This window comes from Xanthomonas bonasiae (genome assembly GCF_014836395.1).
GTDB lineage: Bacteria > Pseudomonadota > Gammaproteobacteria > Xanthomonadales > Xanthomonadaceae > Xanthomonas_A > Xanthomonas_A bonasiae.
Genome location: NZ_JACSQX010000001.1, coordinates 94,891 through 112,417 on the forward strand (window position 1 = coordinate 94,891; position 17,527 = coordinate 112,417).

The window sequence follows — 17,527 nt, forward strand, 5'->3', positions numbered from 1 at the left end:
ATTGCACCAGTCCCGCATGAACCCGCTCTTGCGAATCCCCAATCCCGACTCCCCAATCCCGGCCTCTCATGAAATTCAGCGAAAACTGGCTGCGCAGCCACGTCCCCACCCAGGCCACGCGCGATGAACTGGCCGCGACCCTGACCGCCATCGGTCTGGAGGTCGAAGAGGTCACGCCGCTCGGCGAATCGCTGCAGCAGGTGGTGGTGGCGCGCATCGTCGAAGCGGTGCGGCATCCGGAAGCCGATCGGCTGCAGGTGTGCCAGGTCGATGCCGGGCAGGGCGGCTTGCTGCAGATCGTCTGCGGCGCGCCCAACGCGCGCGCCGGGCTGGTCGCGCCGCTGGCGCTGGTCGGCGCCCAGGTCGGCGGCATCGCGATCAAGGCGGCCAAGCTGCGCGGCGTGGAGTCCAACGGCATGTTGTGCTCGGCCAAGGAGCTGGGCCTGGACAGCGATGCGTCGGGCCTGTTCGAGCTGCCCGACGACGCGCCGATCGGCCAGGCGCTGGCCGAGTACCTGGGCCTGCCCGACGCCAGCATCGAGATCAAGCTGACCCCGAACCGCGCCGATTGCTTCGGCGTGCGCGGCATCGCCTACGACGTGGCCGCGGCCTGCGCCAGCGAAGTGCTGCCGTTCGCGGCCGAGCCGGTCGCCATCGCCAGCGAGCGCCACCTCGAGGTGCGCCTGCAGGCGGGCGGCGATGCGCCGCGCTACTGCGGCCGCGTCGTCGAGGATATCGACCCGGCGGCGAAGACGCCGCTGTGGATGGCCGAACGCCTGCGCCGCAGCGGCGTGCGCCCGGTGTCGCTGCTGGTCGACATCACCCAGTACGTGATGCTGGAACTGGGCCAGCCGATGCATGCCTTCGACCTGGAGACGCTGCGCGGCCCGGTCGGCGTGCGCCGCGCGCGTGCCGGGGAAACGCTGAAATTGCTCGACGGCCGCGACGCGACGCTCGACGACAGCTTCCTGGCCGTCACCGACGGCGACCGCGTGGTCGCGCTGGCCGGCTTGATGGGCGGCCACGACACCCGCGTCACCGATGCGACCCGGCATGTGTTCCTGGAGGCCGCGCACTTCGCGCCGGCGGCGATCATGGGCCGCGGCCGCAAGCTCGGCCTGCACACCGATGCCGGCCACCGTTTCGAGCGCGGCGTGGATCCGGCGCTGCCGCGGCCGGCGCTGGAACTGGCGACGCGGCTGGTGCTGGAACTGGCCGGCGGCCGCGCCGGCCCGGTGGTGGAGGCCGAGCTGCGCGAGCACCTGCCGACGCCGGCGCCGATCACGCTGCGCCGCGCGCGCATCGTGCGCGTGCTCGGCATCGAGATCGTCGACGCCGACGTCGAGCGCATCCTGCGCGCGCTGGGCATGGAGGTCGTCGCAACCGGCAATGGCTGGCAGGTCACGGCGCCCAGCCGCCGCTTCGATATCGCCCTGGAAGAAGACCTGATCGAGGAGCTGGCGCGCATCCACGGCTACGACCGCTTGCCGACCACGCTGCCGGGCGGCGCCTCGCGCATTGCCATGGGCAGCGAGACGCAGCTGGACGAATCCAGCGTGCGCCGCCAGCTGGTCGCGCGCGAGATGCTGGAAACCATCAACTACGCCTTCGTCGATGCGGCGCTGCTCGACCAGTGGGGCCTGGACGCCGGACGCGTGGCGCTGGCCAACCCGCTCAGCGCCGAACTGGCGGTGATGCGTCCGTCGCTGTTGCCGGGGCTGGTCGCGGCGCTGGGCCGCAACGTCGCCCGGCAGGCCGGGCGGGTGCGCCTGTTCGAGCTGGGCAAGGTGTTCGAGGCCGCGGCGACGGCCGGCGCCGCGCCAACCGAGACGCAGCGCGTGGCCGCCGCGGTGTGTGGCGATGCCGACGCGCTGCAGTGGGGCGTGCCGGCGCGCAAGGTCGACTTCCACGACCTGAAGGGCGACCTGGACGCGCTGGCCAGCGCCGCCGGCGCGCGCCTGGACTACCGTCCGTCGGCGCTGCCGTTCGCGCATCCGACCCGTTCCGCCGACGTGTACCGCGATGGCGCGCGGATTGGCTGGATCGGCCAGTTGCATCCGCGCCTGCTGCAAGCCATGCAGGTCGACGTGGAGGTGCTCGGCTTCGAGCTGGATCTGGCGCCGCTGGCGGCGCGCGCGCTGCCGCGTGCCGCCGAGCTGTCGCGGTTCCCGTCGGTACGCCGCGACCTGGCCTTCCTGGTGCCGGAGGCGGTGGCCTGGTCGGCGCTGGCGAGCAGCGTGCGCGGCGCGGTCGGTCCGCTGCTGCGCGACGTGGTGCTGTTCGATCGCTACGTCGGGCCGGGGGTCGAGGCGGGTTTCAAGAGTCTCGCTATGGGCTTGATTTTGCAGGACAACTCGCGCACTCTGACGGATCGCGATGTGGATGCCGTGGTCGCCGATGCGGTGGCGGCGCTGGCGCGCGAACACGATGCGCGGATTCGCGGCTGAGACGTAGGGGATAGCAGGGCAATGGCGTTGACCAAAGCGGAAATGGCCGAACGGTTGTTCGACGAAGTCGGGCTGAACAAGCGCGAGGCCAAGGAATTCGTCGATGCTTTCTTCGATGTGCTGCGCGATGCGCTGGAGCAGGGACGGCAGGTGAAGCTGTCCGGTTTCGGCAACTTCGATCTGCGCCGCAAGAACCAACGGCCCGGTCGCAATCCCAAGACCGGCGAAGAAATTCCGATCTCGGCGCGGACGGTGGTGACCTTCCGCCCGGGACAGAAGCTCAAGGAGCGAGTGGAGGCTTATGCTGGACCCGGGCAGTAACCGCGAACTTCCGCCGATTCCGGCCAAGCGCTACTTCACCATCGGTGAGGTCAGCGAGCTGTGCGACGTCAAACCGCACGTGCTGCGCTACTGGGAAACCGAATTCCCCAGCCTGGAACCGGTCAAGCGCCGCGGCAACCGCCGCTACTACCAGCGCCACGACGTGCTGATGGTGCGGCAGATCCGCAGCCTGCTGTACGAACAGGGCTATACGATCGGCGGCGCGCGTCTGCGCCTGGAAGGCGAGGGCGCGCGGCAGGAGTCGGCGCTGAGCAACCAGATCATCAAGCAGGTGCGGCAGGAACTGGAAGAAGTGCTGCAGTTGCTGCGGCGCTGAGCGGCAACCGCGCGACCGGCTAGGAATGGCCGCGCCAATCCCGCTATAATTGCCAGCTCGCCGCGAGGCGGGACCGCCGCAACGGCGGAGTTTTTACCGGGGTATAGCGCAGCCTGGTAGCGCACTAGTCTGGGGGACTAGTGGTCGTCGGTTCGAATCCGGCTACCCCGACCATCTTCGAAGGCCCATGTCAGCGACATGGGCCTTTTTCGTTTTGCGGTGGGTGGGCCGTCCGGGCCGCCACAAACATGCGGCCGGCGTATCAACGATCGGCAGGCAGTCGCCGCAGTGCTCGCCCCAGCGGCGACGCTGGCGGCGCGCGCCACTGGTGCCGTCCCATCGCGGATCGGCTGCAGGACCGTTCGGACGAGGGTGTAGACAAACGCGCTCGGGTCGATGCGATGCCTGCTGCGGCCGCCGCGGGGCCTGCGACGACCGGGACGGAAATCCGGCAGCGAACTGCGGACGAGGACCGTCAACGCCTTGACATGCGTCACGTTAACGTCGTGTATTTTGCGACGTGGCTTCGTTGAACATGCTGAATATTCGGACATGTACTTGAATCCACGCGGTATAGCGTCAAAAAAATGCCGCAAGATGTCTTGGTGAGGGCGGGTAGCTGTGCCATAGTGCACTGCAACACGAGGCTTCGCTGTTGGCCTGGGCGGTCGTCCCAGGCAGGAAATGACACTGCAATCGTCTTACCCGACCGGTGATGGAGCGCTGGCCGGATAGAGGAGTGCGGCGTTCCCAAAACCACTCGACAGAGGGCGTCTGCATCGCGCATGGGTAAACTCTCCGGTACGCTCAACTGGGCATTGTGTCTGGCCCTTTCTTGTCTGGTCTTCCTGTCCGGGTGCAGCAGCACCGGGCCGAAGATGCTGACGGAATTGCCGGCAGGCGATCCGCTGGCCGCCTCCATGGGGCAGCCGGAGTACCTGCTCGGCCCCGGCGACCTGCTGACGGTCAAGGTGTTCCAGGTGGACGACCTGGAGCGCCAGGTGCGGGTCGACAACGAGGGCCGCATCTCGCTGCCGCTGGTCGGCGACATCAAGGCCGCCGGACTCAGCGTCAACGCATTGCAGAAGGACATCACCCAACGCTACCGCAACGGCTATCTGCAGAACCCGCAGGTGTCGGTGCTGGTCGACGAGTTCACCGGCAACCGGGTGACCGTCACCGGCGCGGTAGGCGAGCCGGGCATCTACCCGATCGCCGGTTCGGCGCTGACCCTGCAGCAGGCGCTGTCGCTGGGCAAGGGCGTCAGCGATGTGGCCAGCCGCGGCAACGTGGTGGTGTTCCGCAACGTCGGCGGTCAGAAGATGCTGGCCCGTTTCGATCTGCGCGATATCCAGAAGGGCGTCTCGCCGGATCCTGAAATCTATGGCGGCGACATCGTCGTGGTGTACCGCTCCGATGCGCTCGTCGTGCTGCGCACGATGGTGCAGCTGACCCCGTTCGTCATGGTCTGGCGGGCATACCGATGAGTTCCTCGAGCATGCACACCCGCACCTCCTCGGCGCCGCTGAGCCCGGCCGACATCAGCCTGCTGGACTACTGGAACGCCTTGTACCGGCAGCGCTGGCTGATCGTCGGCCTGACCGTGGCGGTCGTCGCGCTGGCGCTGCTGGTAACGTTATTGATGACGCCCAAGTACCGCGCCACCAGCGTGCTGCAGATCGAGCGCGAGTCCTTGAACGTCACCAACGTGGCCAACCTGATGCCGGTGGAATCGCCGCAGGATCGCGATTTCTACCAGACCCAGTACGAGCTGCTCGGCAGCCGTTCGCTGGCGCGGGCGGTGATCCGCGAGGCGCGGCTGACCCAGGACCCGACGTTCAAGCCGCTGGTCGACGAGGCGCTGGAGAAGCTGCAGGGCAATGGCGATGGCCGTGCTCCGTCGCCGGAGGCGCGCGCCGCCGCGGCCGAGAATGCGCTGGTCGGCCCGGTGCTGGACGCGTTGACGATCGAGCCGGTGCGCGATTCGCGGCTGGTGCGGATCAACTTCGATTCGCCCGACCGGGTGCTGGCCACGCGCGTGGCCAACACCTACGCCAAGATGTTCATCGCCTCGACCCAGGAGCGGCGCCTGCAGGCGTCCTCGTTCGCCGCCAAGTACCTGTCCGAGCGGCTGGAGCAGCTGCGCGACAAGGTGGAAGAGTCGGAGAAGAACGCGGTCGACTACTCCAGCAAGGAGCAGATCGTGTCGCTGGGCGACGACAAGCCGTCGCTGCCGACGCAGAACATGAGCGAGTTGAACGTGCGCCTGGCCGCCGCGCAGGATGCGCGGATCAAGGCCGAGTCGGCCTGGCGCCAGGCCGGGATCGGCGACGGCATGGGCCTGCCGCAGGTGATCAGCAGCCCGCTGATCCAGAGCCTGCGCGCCGAGCAGGCCAAGCTGGCGGCCGACTACCAGCAGAAGCTGGCCACCTTCCAGCCGGGCTACCCGGAGATGCAGCGCCTGCAGAACCAGATCGCCGAGACCAAGCGCCAGATCGGCAACGAGATCGCCAACATCCGCAGCGGGCTGAAGAACGATTACGAAGCGGCGCGGCAGCAGGAGACGCTGTTGTCCGAACGCATCTCCAGCCTGAAGAACGACGAGCTGGATCTGCAGACCCGCAGCATCCGCTACAACATGCTGCGGCGCGAAGCCGATACCAACCGCCAACTCTACGACGCGCTGCTGCAGCGCTACAAGGAGATCGGCGTGGCCGGCAACGTGGGCACCAACAACGTGTCGATCGTCGACCGCGCCGACGTGCCGGGCAAGCCGAGTTCGCCGAAGACCTTGCTGAACCTGGCGCTGGCGTTCGTGTTCGGCCTGTTCTCGGCGATCGCCATCGCCCTGATCCGCTACTTCCTGCGCGAAGCGCAGGCGGCGGCCGCGGCATGAAGCGCGCGGCGCGACGTCTGCTGCGATGCGCCGTGACCGCGGTCGCGACCGATGCGACGACGCAGGCACATCGTCATGTTTCCTACGCAAATTCTTCAGTGAGGTGATACGTGGTTCAGCTAAGTACAGAGGTGTTCCATTATTTTCCTGACCGGTTGTACGCAGTCGCGGTTCTGTTGAAATAAACATGGGCTGCCGTGGACCTGGGGTCGGTGAGGAAGGCACCGCAGCGGTCCACTGGCAGATGAGATCGAGGCTCGCATACGTCGCATGTTCCCCCGCATGCCACCGACCGAGTTTGGATAGGAATCCCGACCATGCTTCTGGCAGACCTGAGTAGCGCCACCTATACAACGTCGTCCCCCCGCCTGCTGTCCAAATATGCAGCCGCGGCGGATATCCTGCTACGCGTATCGGATCTGACGGTCATCGTCGCCGGTGCGCTGCTGACCCACCGGCTGCTGTTCGGCAACTGGATGCCGGAAGCGTCCTACCGCGTCGCGATCGGCACCACGTTGCTGTACGCGGTGATCTGTTTCGCGCTGTTTCCGCTGTATCGCAGCTGGCGCGGACGCGGCCTGATGCGCGAGATGATGGTGCTGAGCCTGGCCTGCGGCGGCGTGTTCGCGCTGTTCGCGGTGCATGCCTTCGTGGTGCAGTTCGGGCAGCAGGTCTCGCGGCTGTGGATCGGCCTGTGGTTCGCCACCAGCCTGGCCACCCTGCTGGTCTCGCGCACCATGGTGCGCGGCGTGCTCAACCACCTGCGCTCGGAAGGCGTGGACGTGCAGCGCGTGGTGGTGGTCGGCCTGCGCCATCCGGTGGTCAAGATCCACAACTACCTGAGCCGCAATCCGTGGGTGGGCATGCAACTGGTCGGCTATTTCAGCAGCGACTACGACCTGTCGGTGGCCGATCATCCGAAGAAGCTGCAGTGCCTGGGGGCCGGCACGCCGGAGTCGCTGATCGACTACCTCAACAACAACGAGGTCGAGCAGGTATGGATCTCGCTGCCGCTGGGCGAGCGCGACCACATCAAGCAGCTGCTGCAGCAGATGGACCGCTATCCGATCCAGGTCAGGCTGATCCCGGACCTGTTCGACTTCGGCATGCTCAACCAGTCCGGCGACCAGATCGGCAACGTGCCGGTGATCAACCTGCGCCAGGGCGGGGTGGACCGCAACACCTACTTCGTGGTCGCCAAGGCGCTGCAGGACAAGCTGGTCGCGCTGGCCGCGCTGGCGATGCTGTGGCCGGTGATGCTGGCGATCGCGGTGGGCGTGAAGCTGAGTTCGCCGGGTCCAGTGTTCTTCCGCCAGCGCCGCCATGGCCTGGGCGGGCGCGAGTTCTACATGTACAAGTTCCGCTCGATGCGCGTGCAGCAGGAACCCAGCGACGTGGTGGTGCAGGCCAAGCGCGGCGACAGCCGGGTCACCCCGTTCGGCGCGTTCCTGCGCCGCAGCAGCCTGGACGAGCTGCCGCAGCTGTTCAACGTGCTCGGCGGCAGCATGTCGGTGGTGGGGCCGCGGCCGCATGCGGCGCAGCACAACACCCACTACGAAAAGCTGATCAACCATTACATGCAGCGGCACTACGTCAAGCCGGGCATCACCGGTTGGGCCCAGGTCAACGGGTTCCGCGGCGAGACGCCGGAGCTGCGGACGATGAAGAAGCGCATCCAATACGATCTGGATTACATCCGCCGCTGGTCGCTGTGGCTGGATACGCGGATCATCGTGCTCACCGCAGTGAAGGTGCTCGGGCAGAAGACCGCCTACTGATGCGCCCGATGTACCGTTATCGCGCCGACCGTCCCCACTGCCGGCGCCGCCCCGTCGTCGCCGCCGGTGGCGGGGACGGCGGCGGCTGGGCCGCGGGCCGCGGCGCCATCGAGGTCGCTTGCCGCCGTGTCGTGCACGCGGGGCGTTCCGCCATGGGCACGTTGCGGTCGCCGTTGTCGCAACCCGTGGCGCGTCGCGTCGCGCAGCGAGGTGCCGCGTGCTGAACACCGCCATCGATGCGCCGCCGATGACGCTGCGCGAGCAGCGCCACAATCTTCTGATCGAACTGGTGCTGCTGTTCGCCATCGGCTACAACTTCCTGCTCGCGGTGGTGAACGCCAAGGTGTTCCGGGTCAGCCCGGCGATGACCTATGTCGCGGAACTGGCGATCTACGGCGCCTGCTTCCTGATCGGCCTGTGGTCGCTGGACCGCAAGCGCACGGCGATGGTGTTCACCGGCATCGGCCTGCTGGCGCTGCTGATGCTGGTGCGGCTGTTCCTGGTCTGGTCGATCGATCCCAAGTTCTTCCGCGACGCGCTGATCCCGTTCGCGTTCCTGGTGCTGGGCGCGGCCTATACCGGTTCGTTGCCAAAACTTTTTCTGCGCATGGCGCTGATCGTGTCGCTGGTGGCGGCGTTCGAGCTGGCCCTGCCCAAGGTCTACGGCGACGTGGTCAACCCGAAGAGCTACTTCGTCAATGCGCGCGGCGCCAGCGCGTCGAGCTTCTGGAACCAGGACAGCAACCTGTTCGTCAGCGCGACCCGGCCGGGCGCGCGCAACTTCCTGCCGTCCTCCAACCTGCCGCGCGCCTCCTCGGTGTTCATCGAGCCGGTGACGATGGGCAACTTCATCATCTTCTTCACCGCGATCCTGCTGACCTTCTGGCGCTGGATGCGGCCGGTGGGGATCGCCGCGTCGGTGGCGATGATCGGCTTCCTGATCGTGGCTTCGGACGGGCGCCTGGCCGCCGGCACCTGCGTGATGATGGTGGCGCTGACCCCGCTGCTGCTGCGCATGGACCAGCGCCTGGGCTTCCTGATCTTCTTCGGCGTGTTGCTGGGCGCGTGGCTGATGGTGTGGGCGTCCGGCATCCAGAGCTACGAGGACACCACCCTGGGGCGGGTGTTCTTCACCGTGTATTCGATCCGCAACATGACCGCCGAATCGTGGCTGGGCCTGGATTTCGACACGCCGTACAAGTATTTCGACAGCGGCATCGCCTATTTCATCTCCTCGCAGTCGGTGGTGCTGGTGCTGGCGTTCCTGCTGGCCTATTCGTTCGCGATGCTGATGCGCACGATCGAGGGCCAGCTGTTCAAGAACCTGCTGATCTTCGCGTTCGCGTTGAGCCTGCTGGTCTCCAACGGCTACTTCTCGATCAAGACCGCGGCGCTGTGGTGGTTCGTCTGCGGCTGCCTGTGGCAGATGGTGCCGCGCCGCGCAGCGGCGGCGTTGCCGCCGGCAACCGATACCACGCCGTGTGCGGCGGTGGCGACATGAGCGCCTCCACGCAGGTACTGCAGACGGTGCTGGCCGAGCAGCCGGCCCGCAGCGGCGTGCGCGGCACGCGCGATGCGCGCATCGACGCGGCCAAGGCGCTGGCGATCCTGCTGGTGGTGTTCGGCCACGCCAAGGGCATCCCGCATGCCTATGTGATCCTGGCCTACAGCTTCCACGTGCCGATGTTCTTCGTGCTGTCCGGCTGGGTCGGCGAGGCGTTCGGCAAGCGGCCGCTGGGCATGGCGACCTGGACCAAGCTGGCGCGCAGCCTGTTGCTGCCGTATCTGGCGTTCTTCCTGGTCGCGTACGCGTACTGGATGCTGACCCGCAACATCGGTTCCAAGGCGCAGCTGTGGGGCGACCGGCCGTGGTGGGAACCGTTGCTGGGCCTGGTCAGCGGCATCGGCCCCAAGCTCTACGTGATGCCGGCGCTGTGGTTCCTGCCGGCGCTGTTCGTGACCACGCTGAGCTATCTGTACCTGCGCCGGCGCCTGTCGCTGGAGGTGCTGGCGGTGTTGTCGCTGCTGCTGGCCTGGGGCTGGGCGATCTGGTTCCCGACCCAGGATTACCGGCTTCCGTTTGCGCTGGATGTACTACCGGTGTCGCTGTGTTTCTTCGCGGTCGGCGCGGCCGCGGCCAAGCGCAGCGGCCTGCTTCCGACCAGCCGCACGGGCAACGCGCTGGCGGCATTGCTGCTTGGCGCGGCGTGGTTCGCGATCGCCTGGAACAACGGCCGGGTGGACGTGAACATGATGAAGTTCGGGCATTCGCCGCTCGGCTTCCTCGCCGCCAGCCTGCTCGGCAGCGCGATGGCGCTGTGCGTGGCGCGGCTGGTGCAGGAGTGGGCGTGGCTGCAGTGGATCGGACGCAACACCTTGCTGATCCTGTGCACGCATACGTTGCTGTTCTCGGTCATGGCCGGCGTGGCCAGCCGTACCGGCCTGGTCCGCGGCGATGCCTGGGGGCCGGCATGGGCGGTGTCGGTGAGCGTGCTGGCGGTGCTCGCCAGCGTGCCGATACGCGCGGTGATCGTGCGCGTGGCGCCGTGGATGATCGGGCTGCGGCGCGAGCCGGCACGGCAGGAGGCGTCCTGATGGCGCTGTCGCAATGCGGTGCGCTGGCACACGGGAGCGTTCAATGAAGGTGGTTCACGTCGTGCGCCAGTTCCATCCGTCGGTGGGCGGCATGGAGGAGGTGGTGCTGAACATCGCGCGGCGGCACCTGCAGCAGGGCCGCGATCAGGTCGAGGTGGTCACCCTGGACCGGGTCTTCACCCGGCCGCAGGAGCGGCTCGCGCAGCGCGATGCGTATCAGGGCGTGCCGATCGTGCGGCTGCCGTACCGCGGGTCCTCGCGTTATCCGCTGGCGCCGAAGGTCCTGGCCGCGCTGCGCGGCGCCGATCTGGTGCACGTGCACGGCATCGATTTCTTCTACGACTTCCTGGCCTTGACCCGGGTGCTGCACGGCACGCCGATGATCGTCTCCACCCATGGCGGCTTCTTCCACACCACCTATGCCTCGCGGCTGAAGATGCTGTGGTTCAAGACGCTGACCCGGGCCTCGGCCCGGGCCTACGCGCGGGTCGTGGCGACCAGCGAGAACGATGGCCAGGTGTTCTCGGCGGTGGTCGCGCCGCAGCGCCTGCGGGTGATCGAGAACGGCGTGGACGTGAGCAAGTTCGCCGGGCAGGGCAGCGCCACGCCGGGACGCACGCTGATCTATTTCGGGCGCTGGTCGGTCAACAAGGGCTTGCTGGAAACGCTGGACCTGCTGCGCGCGCTGGCGGCGCAGGATCCGGCCTGGCAGCTGATCGTGGCCGGGCGCGAATACGATTTCACCCAGGCCGACCTGCTGCAGGCGATCGCCGAACGCGGCCTGCAGGACCGCGTGCAGCTGCGCGTGGCGCCGTCGCAGGAGGAACTGGCGCAGCTGCTCGGCAGCGCGCAGTACTTCGTGTGCCTGTCGCGTCACGAAGGCTTCGGCCTTGCCGCGGTCGAAGCGATGAGCGCCGGTCTGTTGCCGGTGCTGAGCGACATTCCTCCGTTCGCGCGCCTGGTGCGCGAATCGGCGCAAGGCGTGCTGCTGGATCCGGCCGATCCGCAGCGCGCCGCCACTGCGGTACAAGCCTATGCCGCCGCCACCGACGCGGCGTTCCCCGCGCAGCGGCAGGCGGCCATGGCCTACGCGCAGCGCTACGACTGGGAGCATGTGGTCGGCGCCTATCTGGACGAATACCGCGCGGTGCTGGGCAAGACGGAGGCGGGGCGATGAGCGACGAACCGCGTTGCAGCGGCGATGCGCGCGTGCCGGGACCGCCGATCACCGTGCTGCTGTCGACCGAGCGGCCGGGCGCGACCACCAATCCGTACCTGACCCAGTTGTACGCGGCATTGCCGCAGCAGGTGCAGTTGCGTTTCTTCTCGATGCGCGCGGCGCTGCTGTCGCGCTACGACGTGCTGCACGTGCACTGGCCGGAATACATGATGCGGCACCCGACGGCGGTGGGCACGCTGGCCAAGCAGGCGTGCATGGCGCTGCTGCTGCTGCGGCTCAAGCTCGGCGGCGTGCCACTGGTGCGCACCTTGCACAACGTGGCCCCGCACGAGGACAAGGGCTGGCGCGAGCGCCTGCTGCTGCGCTGGACCGATCGCCTGACCGCGCGCTGGATCCGCATCAACGCGACCACGCCGGAGCGTGCGCCGGCCACCGACACCATCCTGCACGGCCACTACCGCGACTGGTACGCGGCGATGCCGCAGCCGCCGCGGGTGCCGGGACGCCTGCTGCATTTCGGCCTGCTGCGCCCGTACAAGGGCGTGGAAACCCTGGTCGCGACGCTGCAGGCCTTGCCCGATCCGGCGCTGAGCCTGCGCATCGCCGGCAATCCGATCGATGCGCAGATCCGCGCTGTGGTCGAACAGGCCTGCGCCGCCGATCCGCGGATCAGCGCGCGGCTGCAGTACGTGGAGGACGAGGTGCTGGCGCGCGAAGTCGGCGAGGCCGAACTGGTGGTGCTGCCGTACCGGCAGATGCACAACTCCGGCACGCTGCTGCTGGCGCTGTCGCTGGCGCGGCCGGTGCTGGCGCCGTGGAACGAGGCCAATGCGGCGATCGCCGAAGAGGTCGGGCCGCAGTGGGTGCTGCTGTATCGGGGCGAACTGGATGCGGCGCAGCTGGCCGACGCGCTGGCGCAGGCGCGGCGCCTGCCCGCCGACGCGGTGCCCGACTTGTCGCGGCGCGACTGGAGCGCGATCGGCGTGCAGCACTACCGCAGCTATCTGGATGCGCGCGGCGTGCGCAGCGAGGCACGGGCATGAGCGCGACCGAAACCCCCGGCCCCGCAGCGCCGCCGGAACGCAGCCTCGGCTCGCGCGCGGCCGGTGGCGCCGCCGTCACCATGGCCGGGCAGTTGGCGAAGATGGTGGTGCAGTTCGGCGGCATCGTGCTGCTGGCGCGCTTGCTGACGCCCTACGACTACGGGCTGATGGCGATGGTCACCGCGATCGTCGGCATGGCCGAGATCCTGCGCGACTTCGGCCTGTCCTCGGCTGCGATCCAGGCCAAGCACGTCAGCCGCGAGCAGCGCGACAACCTGTTCTGGATCAACAGCGGCATCGGCCTGGTGCTGGCGATCGTGGTGTTCCTGTCCTCGTCGTGGATCGCGCACTTCTATCGCGAGCCGGCGCTGCTGGGCATCTCGCAGGCGCTGGCGGTGACCTTCCTGCTCAACGGCATGACCACCCAGTACCGCGCGCATCTCAGCCGCGGGCTGCGCTTCGGCCAGGTGTCGCTGAGCGATGTCGGCGCGCAGGTGATGGGCCTGGTCGCCGGCGTCGGCGTGGCCCTGGCCGGCTACGGCTACTGGGCGCTGGTCTGGCAGCAGGTGGTGCAGGCGCTGGTCAACCTGGCGATCGCCGGCGCCTGCGCGCGCTGGCTGCCGCGCGGCTATCGCCGCGACGCGCCGATGCGCGCGTTCCTGAGCTTCGGCTGGAACCTGATGGCCGCGCAGTTGCTCGGCTACGCCAGCCGCAACGTCGGCCAGGTGATCATCGGCCACCGCATCGGGGCCGAGGCGCTGGGCCTGTACAACCGCGCGTTCCAGCTGCTGATGATGCCGCTGAACCAGATCAATGCGCCGGCCACCTCGGTGGCGTTGCCGGTGCTGTCGCAGCTGCAGGACGATCCGCCGCGCTTCGGCAGCTTCCTGCTGCGCGGGCAGACGGTGATGGTGCACCTGATCGTGGCGCTGTTCTCCTGCGCCTGCGCGCTGGCGCTGCCGCTGATCGTGCTGGTGCTCGGCGAACAATGGCGGCCGGCGGTGCCGCTGTTCCAGGTGCTGACCCTCGGAGGCATCTTCCAGACCGCGTCCTACGCCACCTACTGGGTGTTCCTGGCGCATGGCCTGATGCGCGAGCAGTTGGTGTATTCGGTGGTCGGGCGGGTGATGCTGATCGCCTGCATCTTCGCCGGCTCGGCCTGGGGCGTGATGGGCGTGACCATCGGCTACACCCTGGGCCTGCTGGTGATGTGGCCGCTGTCGGTGATCTGGATCGCCAAGGTGGCGCCGCAGGTGCCGGCGCTGGAATTGTTCAACAACGGCCTGCGCGCGATCCTCGGCTACGGCGCGGCCGGCGTGGCGGCGTACTTCGCCGCGCAGCAGTGGGGCGGCAGTTCGCTGTGGCAGCAGCTGGCGGTGGGCGGCGCGGCGATGGCGCTGGGCTGCGTGCTGGTGTTCGCGCTGTGGCCGGCGTTCCGCCGCGACGTGATGGCGATCCTCAACATGCGCACGTTGCTGCGCGACGCCAGGGCCAAACGATGACCCGCGATCCGGCGATCTTTCCCGACACCCCTCTACCGCAAAGGAGCGATGGCATGAGCGATTCTTCCGCAGCGGCGACGCTCGCCGCGGCACCGGCCGCGGCCCTTGCCGGACGCCCGCCGTGCTATCTGGTGCTGTCGGCGCACGACTACCGCACGCCGCGCCGCGCCAACATCCACTTCATCGCCGACGAGCTGGCCAAGCGCGGTACCACGCGCTTCTTCTCGCTGCGCTACAGCCTGCTGTCGCGGATGAAGGGCGACCTGCGGTTGCCGCTGGACGCCACCGCCAACACCGTGGTCAAGCACAACGGCGTGGACTGCTACCTGTGGCGCGCGCCGCTGCATCCGTTCAACACGCGGCGGCGCTGGCTGCGGCCGCTGGAAGACCTGATGTTCAAGCTGTACGCGGCCAAGCCGCCGGCCACGCTGCTGCGCTGGATGCAGGAAGCGGATGTGATCGTGTTCGAAAGCGGCATCGCGGTGGCCTTCATCGAACTGGCGGCACGCATCAACCCGACCGCGCGCAAGGTCTACCGTGCCTCCGACGGCCTGAGCACGATCAACGTCGCCGACTACATCGAGCGCGAATTCGACCGCGTGGCGCCGAGCCTGGACGTGATCGCGCTGGTGTCGCCGGCGATGGCCGAGGAGATTTCCAGCCGCCACAACGTGTTCCATGTGGGCCATGGCGTGGACCACAACCTGGACACGCTCGGCGATCCGTCGCCGTACGGCGAGGGCATCCATGCGGTGGCGGTCGGCTCGATGCTGTTCGATCCGGAATTCTTCGTCGCCGCCAGCCGCGCCTTCCCGCAGGTCACCTTCCACGTGATCGGCTCGGGCATGGGCCGCGCGCCGGGCTACGGCGACAACGTGGTTGTGTACGGCGAGATGAAGCACGCCGAGACCATCGGCTACATCAAGCACGCGCGCTTCGGCATCGCGCCGTACGCGTCGGAGCAGGTGCCGGTGTATCTGGCCGACAGCTCGATGAAGCTGCTGCAATACGATTTCTTCGGCCTGCCGGCGGTGTGTCCGAACGCGGTGGTCGGCAGCTACCAGTCGCGCTTCGGCTATACCCCGGGCGACGAGGCCTCGATCGTCGCGGCGATCGAAAAGGCGCTGCACGCCCCGCACGTGCGCCATCGCCAATGCCTGAGCTGGTCCGAGACCACCGACCGAGTCCTGGATCCGTCGGCCTATCCGGAAACCCGGCTTTTCGCAGGCGATACCGCCTGACACGGAGCCGCTCGCCCGCGAACGGCGTTCGCGTACACAAGGGAGGATGTCGCATTGTCCGCACTGCAAAAATGGATCGACTACGAAGAACGCCGCGCGCTGTTCTGGTGGAAGCCGAAGAACGGCGAGATCAACGTCGGCGACCACCTGTCCAAGATCATCGTGTCCAACGTGCTGGCGCAGCGCGACCGGACCCTGCTGGACAAGCGCGACAAGCGCAAGCGCCTGATCGCGATCGGTTCGGTGCTGCATTTCGCCAGCGACGGCGACACGGTGTGGGGCAGCGGCATCAACGGCAAGATCCCGGCCGACCGGCATCGCTTCCGCACGCTCGACGTGCGTGCCGTGCGCGGACCCAAGACCCGCGCCTTTCTGCAGGAACGCGGGCTGCAGGTGCCGGAGATCTACGGCGATCCGGGACTGCTGATGCCGCTGTTCTTTCCGCTCGACGCGCTGGCGCCGCCGGCCGTGCGGCAGCCGTTCCTGATCGTGCCGCACTTCAACGAGCCGTCGGACAAATACGCGCGCTACAAGGACCAGCTGGTGCTGCCGAACCGGCAGCCGGCCGGGTTCGTGCGGCAATTGCTGGGCGCGGAACTGGTGGTTTCCAGTTCCCTGCATGGCCTGATCCTGGCCGAAGCCTACGGCGTGCCGTCGGTGTACCTGGACTGGGGCAACGGCGAGGACCGCTTCAAGTACGACGATTACTACTACGGCACCGGACGCACGCAGTGGCATGCCGGCCACAGCGTCGAGGAGTGCCTCGCCCTGGGCGGCAACGTCCCGTTCGACCTGCATACCGTGCAGCGCGGTCTCTTGGACAGTTTCCCTCATGACCTCTGGTGATGCCCATTCCGAGCCGCAGGAGGTGATGGCGCTGGGCGGCTATCCGATCCTGCGCACCACCGAAGCGGCGTTCGCGCACGCGCTGTTCCAGGCGCAGGCGCGCGGCGAGCAGCGCCAGGTGTTCTTCGCCAACACCAACTTCGTGGTGCAGTGCCAGGCGCTGCGTACGCGCCTGCGCGCGCCGGGCGTGCGCATCGTCAACGACGGCATCGGCATGGACCTGGGCGCGCTGCTGGTGCATCGCCGCCGCTTCGCCGGCAATCTCAACGGTACCGACCTGATTCCGTACCTGTGCCGGCACAGCCGGCGGCCGCTGCGCTTCTTCCTGCTCGGCGGGCGGCCCGGCGTGGCCCAGGCCGCCGCGCAGACGCTGCGGCAGACACTGGGCCAGCACGTGGTCGGCACCTGCGACGGCTACGCCGAGTTCGCCGCCGCGGGCACGGCGCTGACCGAGCGCATCAACGCCAGCGGCGCCGACGTGGTGCTGGTGGCGTTCGGCAATCCGCTGCAGGAAACCTGGATCCTCGACCATGCCGCGCAGCTGGACGCGCGCTTGCTGTTCGGGGTCGGCGCGCTGCTGGATTTCCTGTCCGGCAACGCCCAGCGTGCGCCGGCCTGGGTGCGCCGCCTGCACATGGAGTGGATGTACCGCCTGCTGCGCGAGCCGCGGCGCCTGCTCAAGCGCTACAGCTGGGACCTGCTGGTGTTCTTCCGCGTCTGCCTGCGCAACGGCCGGCGCCTGGTGGGCTAGCCTAGCCAGGCAAGGCGGGCCGGCACCCGCCGGCGCCCATCAACCGCCAGGGCGGCCCGCGTCGGTGGTCTAGCCCAAGCCGGCCGACAGGCCCTAAACTGGGCCATGTCTACGAAATCGTCCACTCGTATCGCCACCTTGGTGCGCGACCTGTCGCTGCTGCCGCACCCGGAGGGCGGGCGCTATGCGCGCGTGCACACCTCCGCGCTGCAGGTCCAGCACGAGGGCATCACGCGTCCGGCCTGCACCGCGATCCGCTTCCTGCTGGTGCGCGGCGAGTGCAGCGATTGGCACCGGATCGATGCCGACGAAACCTGGCAATGGGAGGAGGGCGGCGCGCTGGAATTGCTGAGCTTCGATCCGCAGCATGGCCTGCAGCGCTACCGGATGGACGCCAGCGAGCGCGGGGGCCTGCCGTCGGTGGTGATCCCGGCCGGCAGCTGGCAGGCGGCGCGGCCGCTGGACGACTACAGCCTGGTGCGCTGCGTGGTGGCGCCGGGGTTCCTGTGGGAGCGCTTCCAGCTGCTGCCCGTCACCGATCCGCTGGCCGCGTACCTGCCCAAGCTGTCGGGCTGATATCGTCGCGACGC

General features: G+C 68.2%; 15 protein-coding genes and 1 tRNA gene. All 16 read left to right on the forward strand.

The annotated features are described in order from the left end of the window. Positions 1-68: 68 nt before the first annotated feature. On the forward strand, positions 69-2,447 hold the full coding sequence (gene pheT / locus H9658_RS00425) for a phenylalanine--tRNA ligase subunit beta (protein ID WP_191823974.1): 2,379 nt from the start codon (positions 69-71) through the stop codon (positions 2,445-2,447). Between the two features lie 21 nt (positions 2,448-2,468). Beyond that, entirely contained in the window at positions 2,469-2,768 is a 300-nt protein-coding gene (locus H9658_RS00430; RefSeq protein ID WP_003466661.1) for an integration host factor subunit alpha, read from the forward strand. After that, a complete protein-coding gene (locus H9658_RS00435) occupies positions 2,749-3,105 on the forward strand; it encodes a MerR family transcriptional regulator (protein ID WP_009597860.1) in 357 nt (118 codons plus the stop codon). Before H9658_RS00430 ends, H9658_RS00435 begins: the two co-directional genes overlap by 20 nt. A 97-nt stretch (positions 3,106-3,202) precedes the next feature. After that, a tRNA-Pro gene (locus H9658_RS00440) sits at positions 3,203-3,279 on the forward strand. A gap of 611 nt (positions 3,280-3,890) precedes the next feature. Further along, complete coding sequence (locus tag H9658_RS00445; protein WP_191823975.1) at positions 3,891-4,592, forward strand: polysaccharide biosynthesis/export family protein; 702 nt, start codon at positions 3,891-3,893, stop codon at positions 4,590-4,592. Then, positions 4,574-6,001 carry a GumC family protein gene (locus tag H9658_RS00450; RefSeq protein ID WP_179565674.1) on the forward strand — a complete coding sequence of 476 codons (1,428 nt, stop codon included), beginning with the start codon at positions 4,574-4,576 and terminating at the stop codon, positions 5,999-6,001. The genes H9658_RS00445 and H9658_RS00450 overlap by 19 nt, the downstream gene beginning before the upstream one ends. A 317-nt stretch (positions 6,002-6,318) precedes the next feature. After that, the gene (locus tag H9658_RS00455) at positions 6,319-7,779 is read left to right on the forward strand and encodes an undecaprenyl-phosphate glucose phosphotransferase (RefSeq protein ID WP_179565367.1); all 1,461 of its coding nucleotides are present in this window, start codon (positions 6,319-6,321) and stop codon (positions 7,777-7,779) included. Positions 7,780-8,026: 247 nt separating this feature from the next. Beyond that, complete coding sequence (locus H9658_RS00460) at positions 8,027-9,280, forward strand: polysaccharide biosynthesis protein GumE (RefSeq protein ID WP_191824260.1); 1,254 nt, start codon at positions 8,027-8,029, stop codon at positions 9,278-9,280. Continuing rightward, positions 9,277-10,374, forward strand: a complete 1,098-nt coding sequence (locus tag H9658_RS00465; protein WP_191823976.1) for an acyltransferase family protein — start codon at positions 9,277-9,279, stop codon at positions 10,372-10,374. Before H9658_RS00460 ends, H9658_RS00465 begins: the two co-directional genes overlap by 4 nt. Before the next feature lie 43 nt (positions 10,375-10,417). Next, on the forward strand, positions 10,418-11,551 hold the full coding sequence (locus H9658_RS00470; protein ID WP_191823977.1) for a glycosyltransferase family 4 protein: 1,134 nt from the start codon (positions 10,418-10,420) through the stop codon (positions 11,549-11,551). After that, positions 11,548-12,597 (forward strand): glycosyltransferase, encoded by a 1,050-nt coding sequence (locus tag H9658_RS00475; protein WP_191823978.1) that lies wholly within the window; start codon positions 11,548-11,550, stop codon positions 12,595-12,597. Before H9658_RS00470 ends, H9658_RS00475 begins: the two co-directional genes overlap by 4 nt. Next, the gene (locus H9658_RS00480) at positions 12,594-14,099 is read left to right on the forward strand and encodes a lipopolysaccharide biosynthesis protein (RefSeq protein ID WP_191823979.1); all 1,506 of its coding nucleotides are present in this window, start codon (positions 12,594-12,596) and stop codon (positions 14,097-14,099) included. The genes H9658_RS00475 and H9658_RS00480 overlap by 4 nt, the downstream gene beginning before the upstream one ends. 53 nt (positions 14,100-14,152) lie before the next feature. After that, the gene (locus H9658_RS00485) at positions 14,153-15,340 is read left to right on the forward strand and encodes a GumK N-terminal domain-containing glycosyltransferase (protein ID WP_225209651.1); all 1,188 of its coding nucleotides are present in this window, start codon (positions 14,153-14,155) and stop codon (positions 15,338-15,340) included. Between the two features lie 54 nt (positions 15,341-15,394). Next, positions 15,395-16,186, forward strand: coding sequence for a polysaccharide pyruvyl transferase family protein (locus tag H9658_RS00490; protein WP_191823980.1), 792 nt, complete (start codon positions 15,395-15,397; stop codon positions 16,184-16,186). After that, the gene (locus tag H9658_RS00495; protein ID WP_191823981.1) at positions 16,173-16,937 is read left to right on the forward strand and encodes a WecB/TagA/CpsF family glycosyltransferase; all 765 of its coding nucleotides are present in this window, start codon (positions 16,173-16,175) and stop codon (positions 16,935-16,937) included. Before H9658_RS00490 ends, H9658_RS00495 begins: the two co-directional genes overlap by 14 nt. Before the next feature lie 105 nt (positions 16,938-17,042). Then, positions 17,043-17,513 carry a cupin domain-containing protein gene (locus H9658_RS00500; protein WP_191823982.1) on the forward strand — a complete coding sequence of 157 codons (471 nt, stop codon included), beginning with the start codon at positions 17,043-17,045 and terminating at the stop codon, positions 17,511-17,513. The last annotated feature ends 14 nt before the right edge of the window (positions 17,514-17,527 follow it).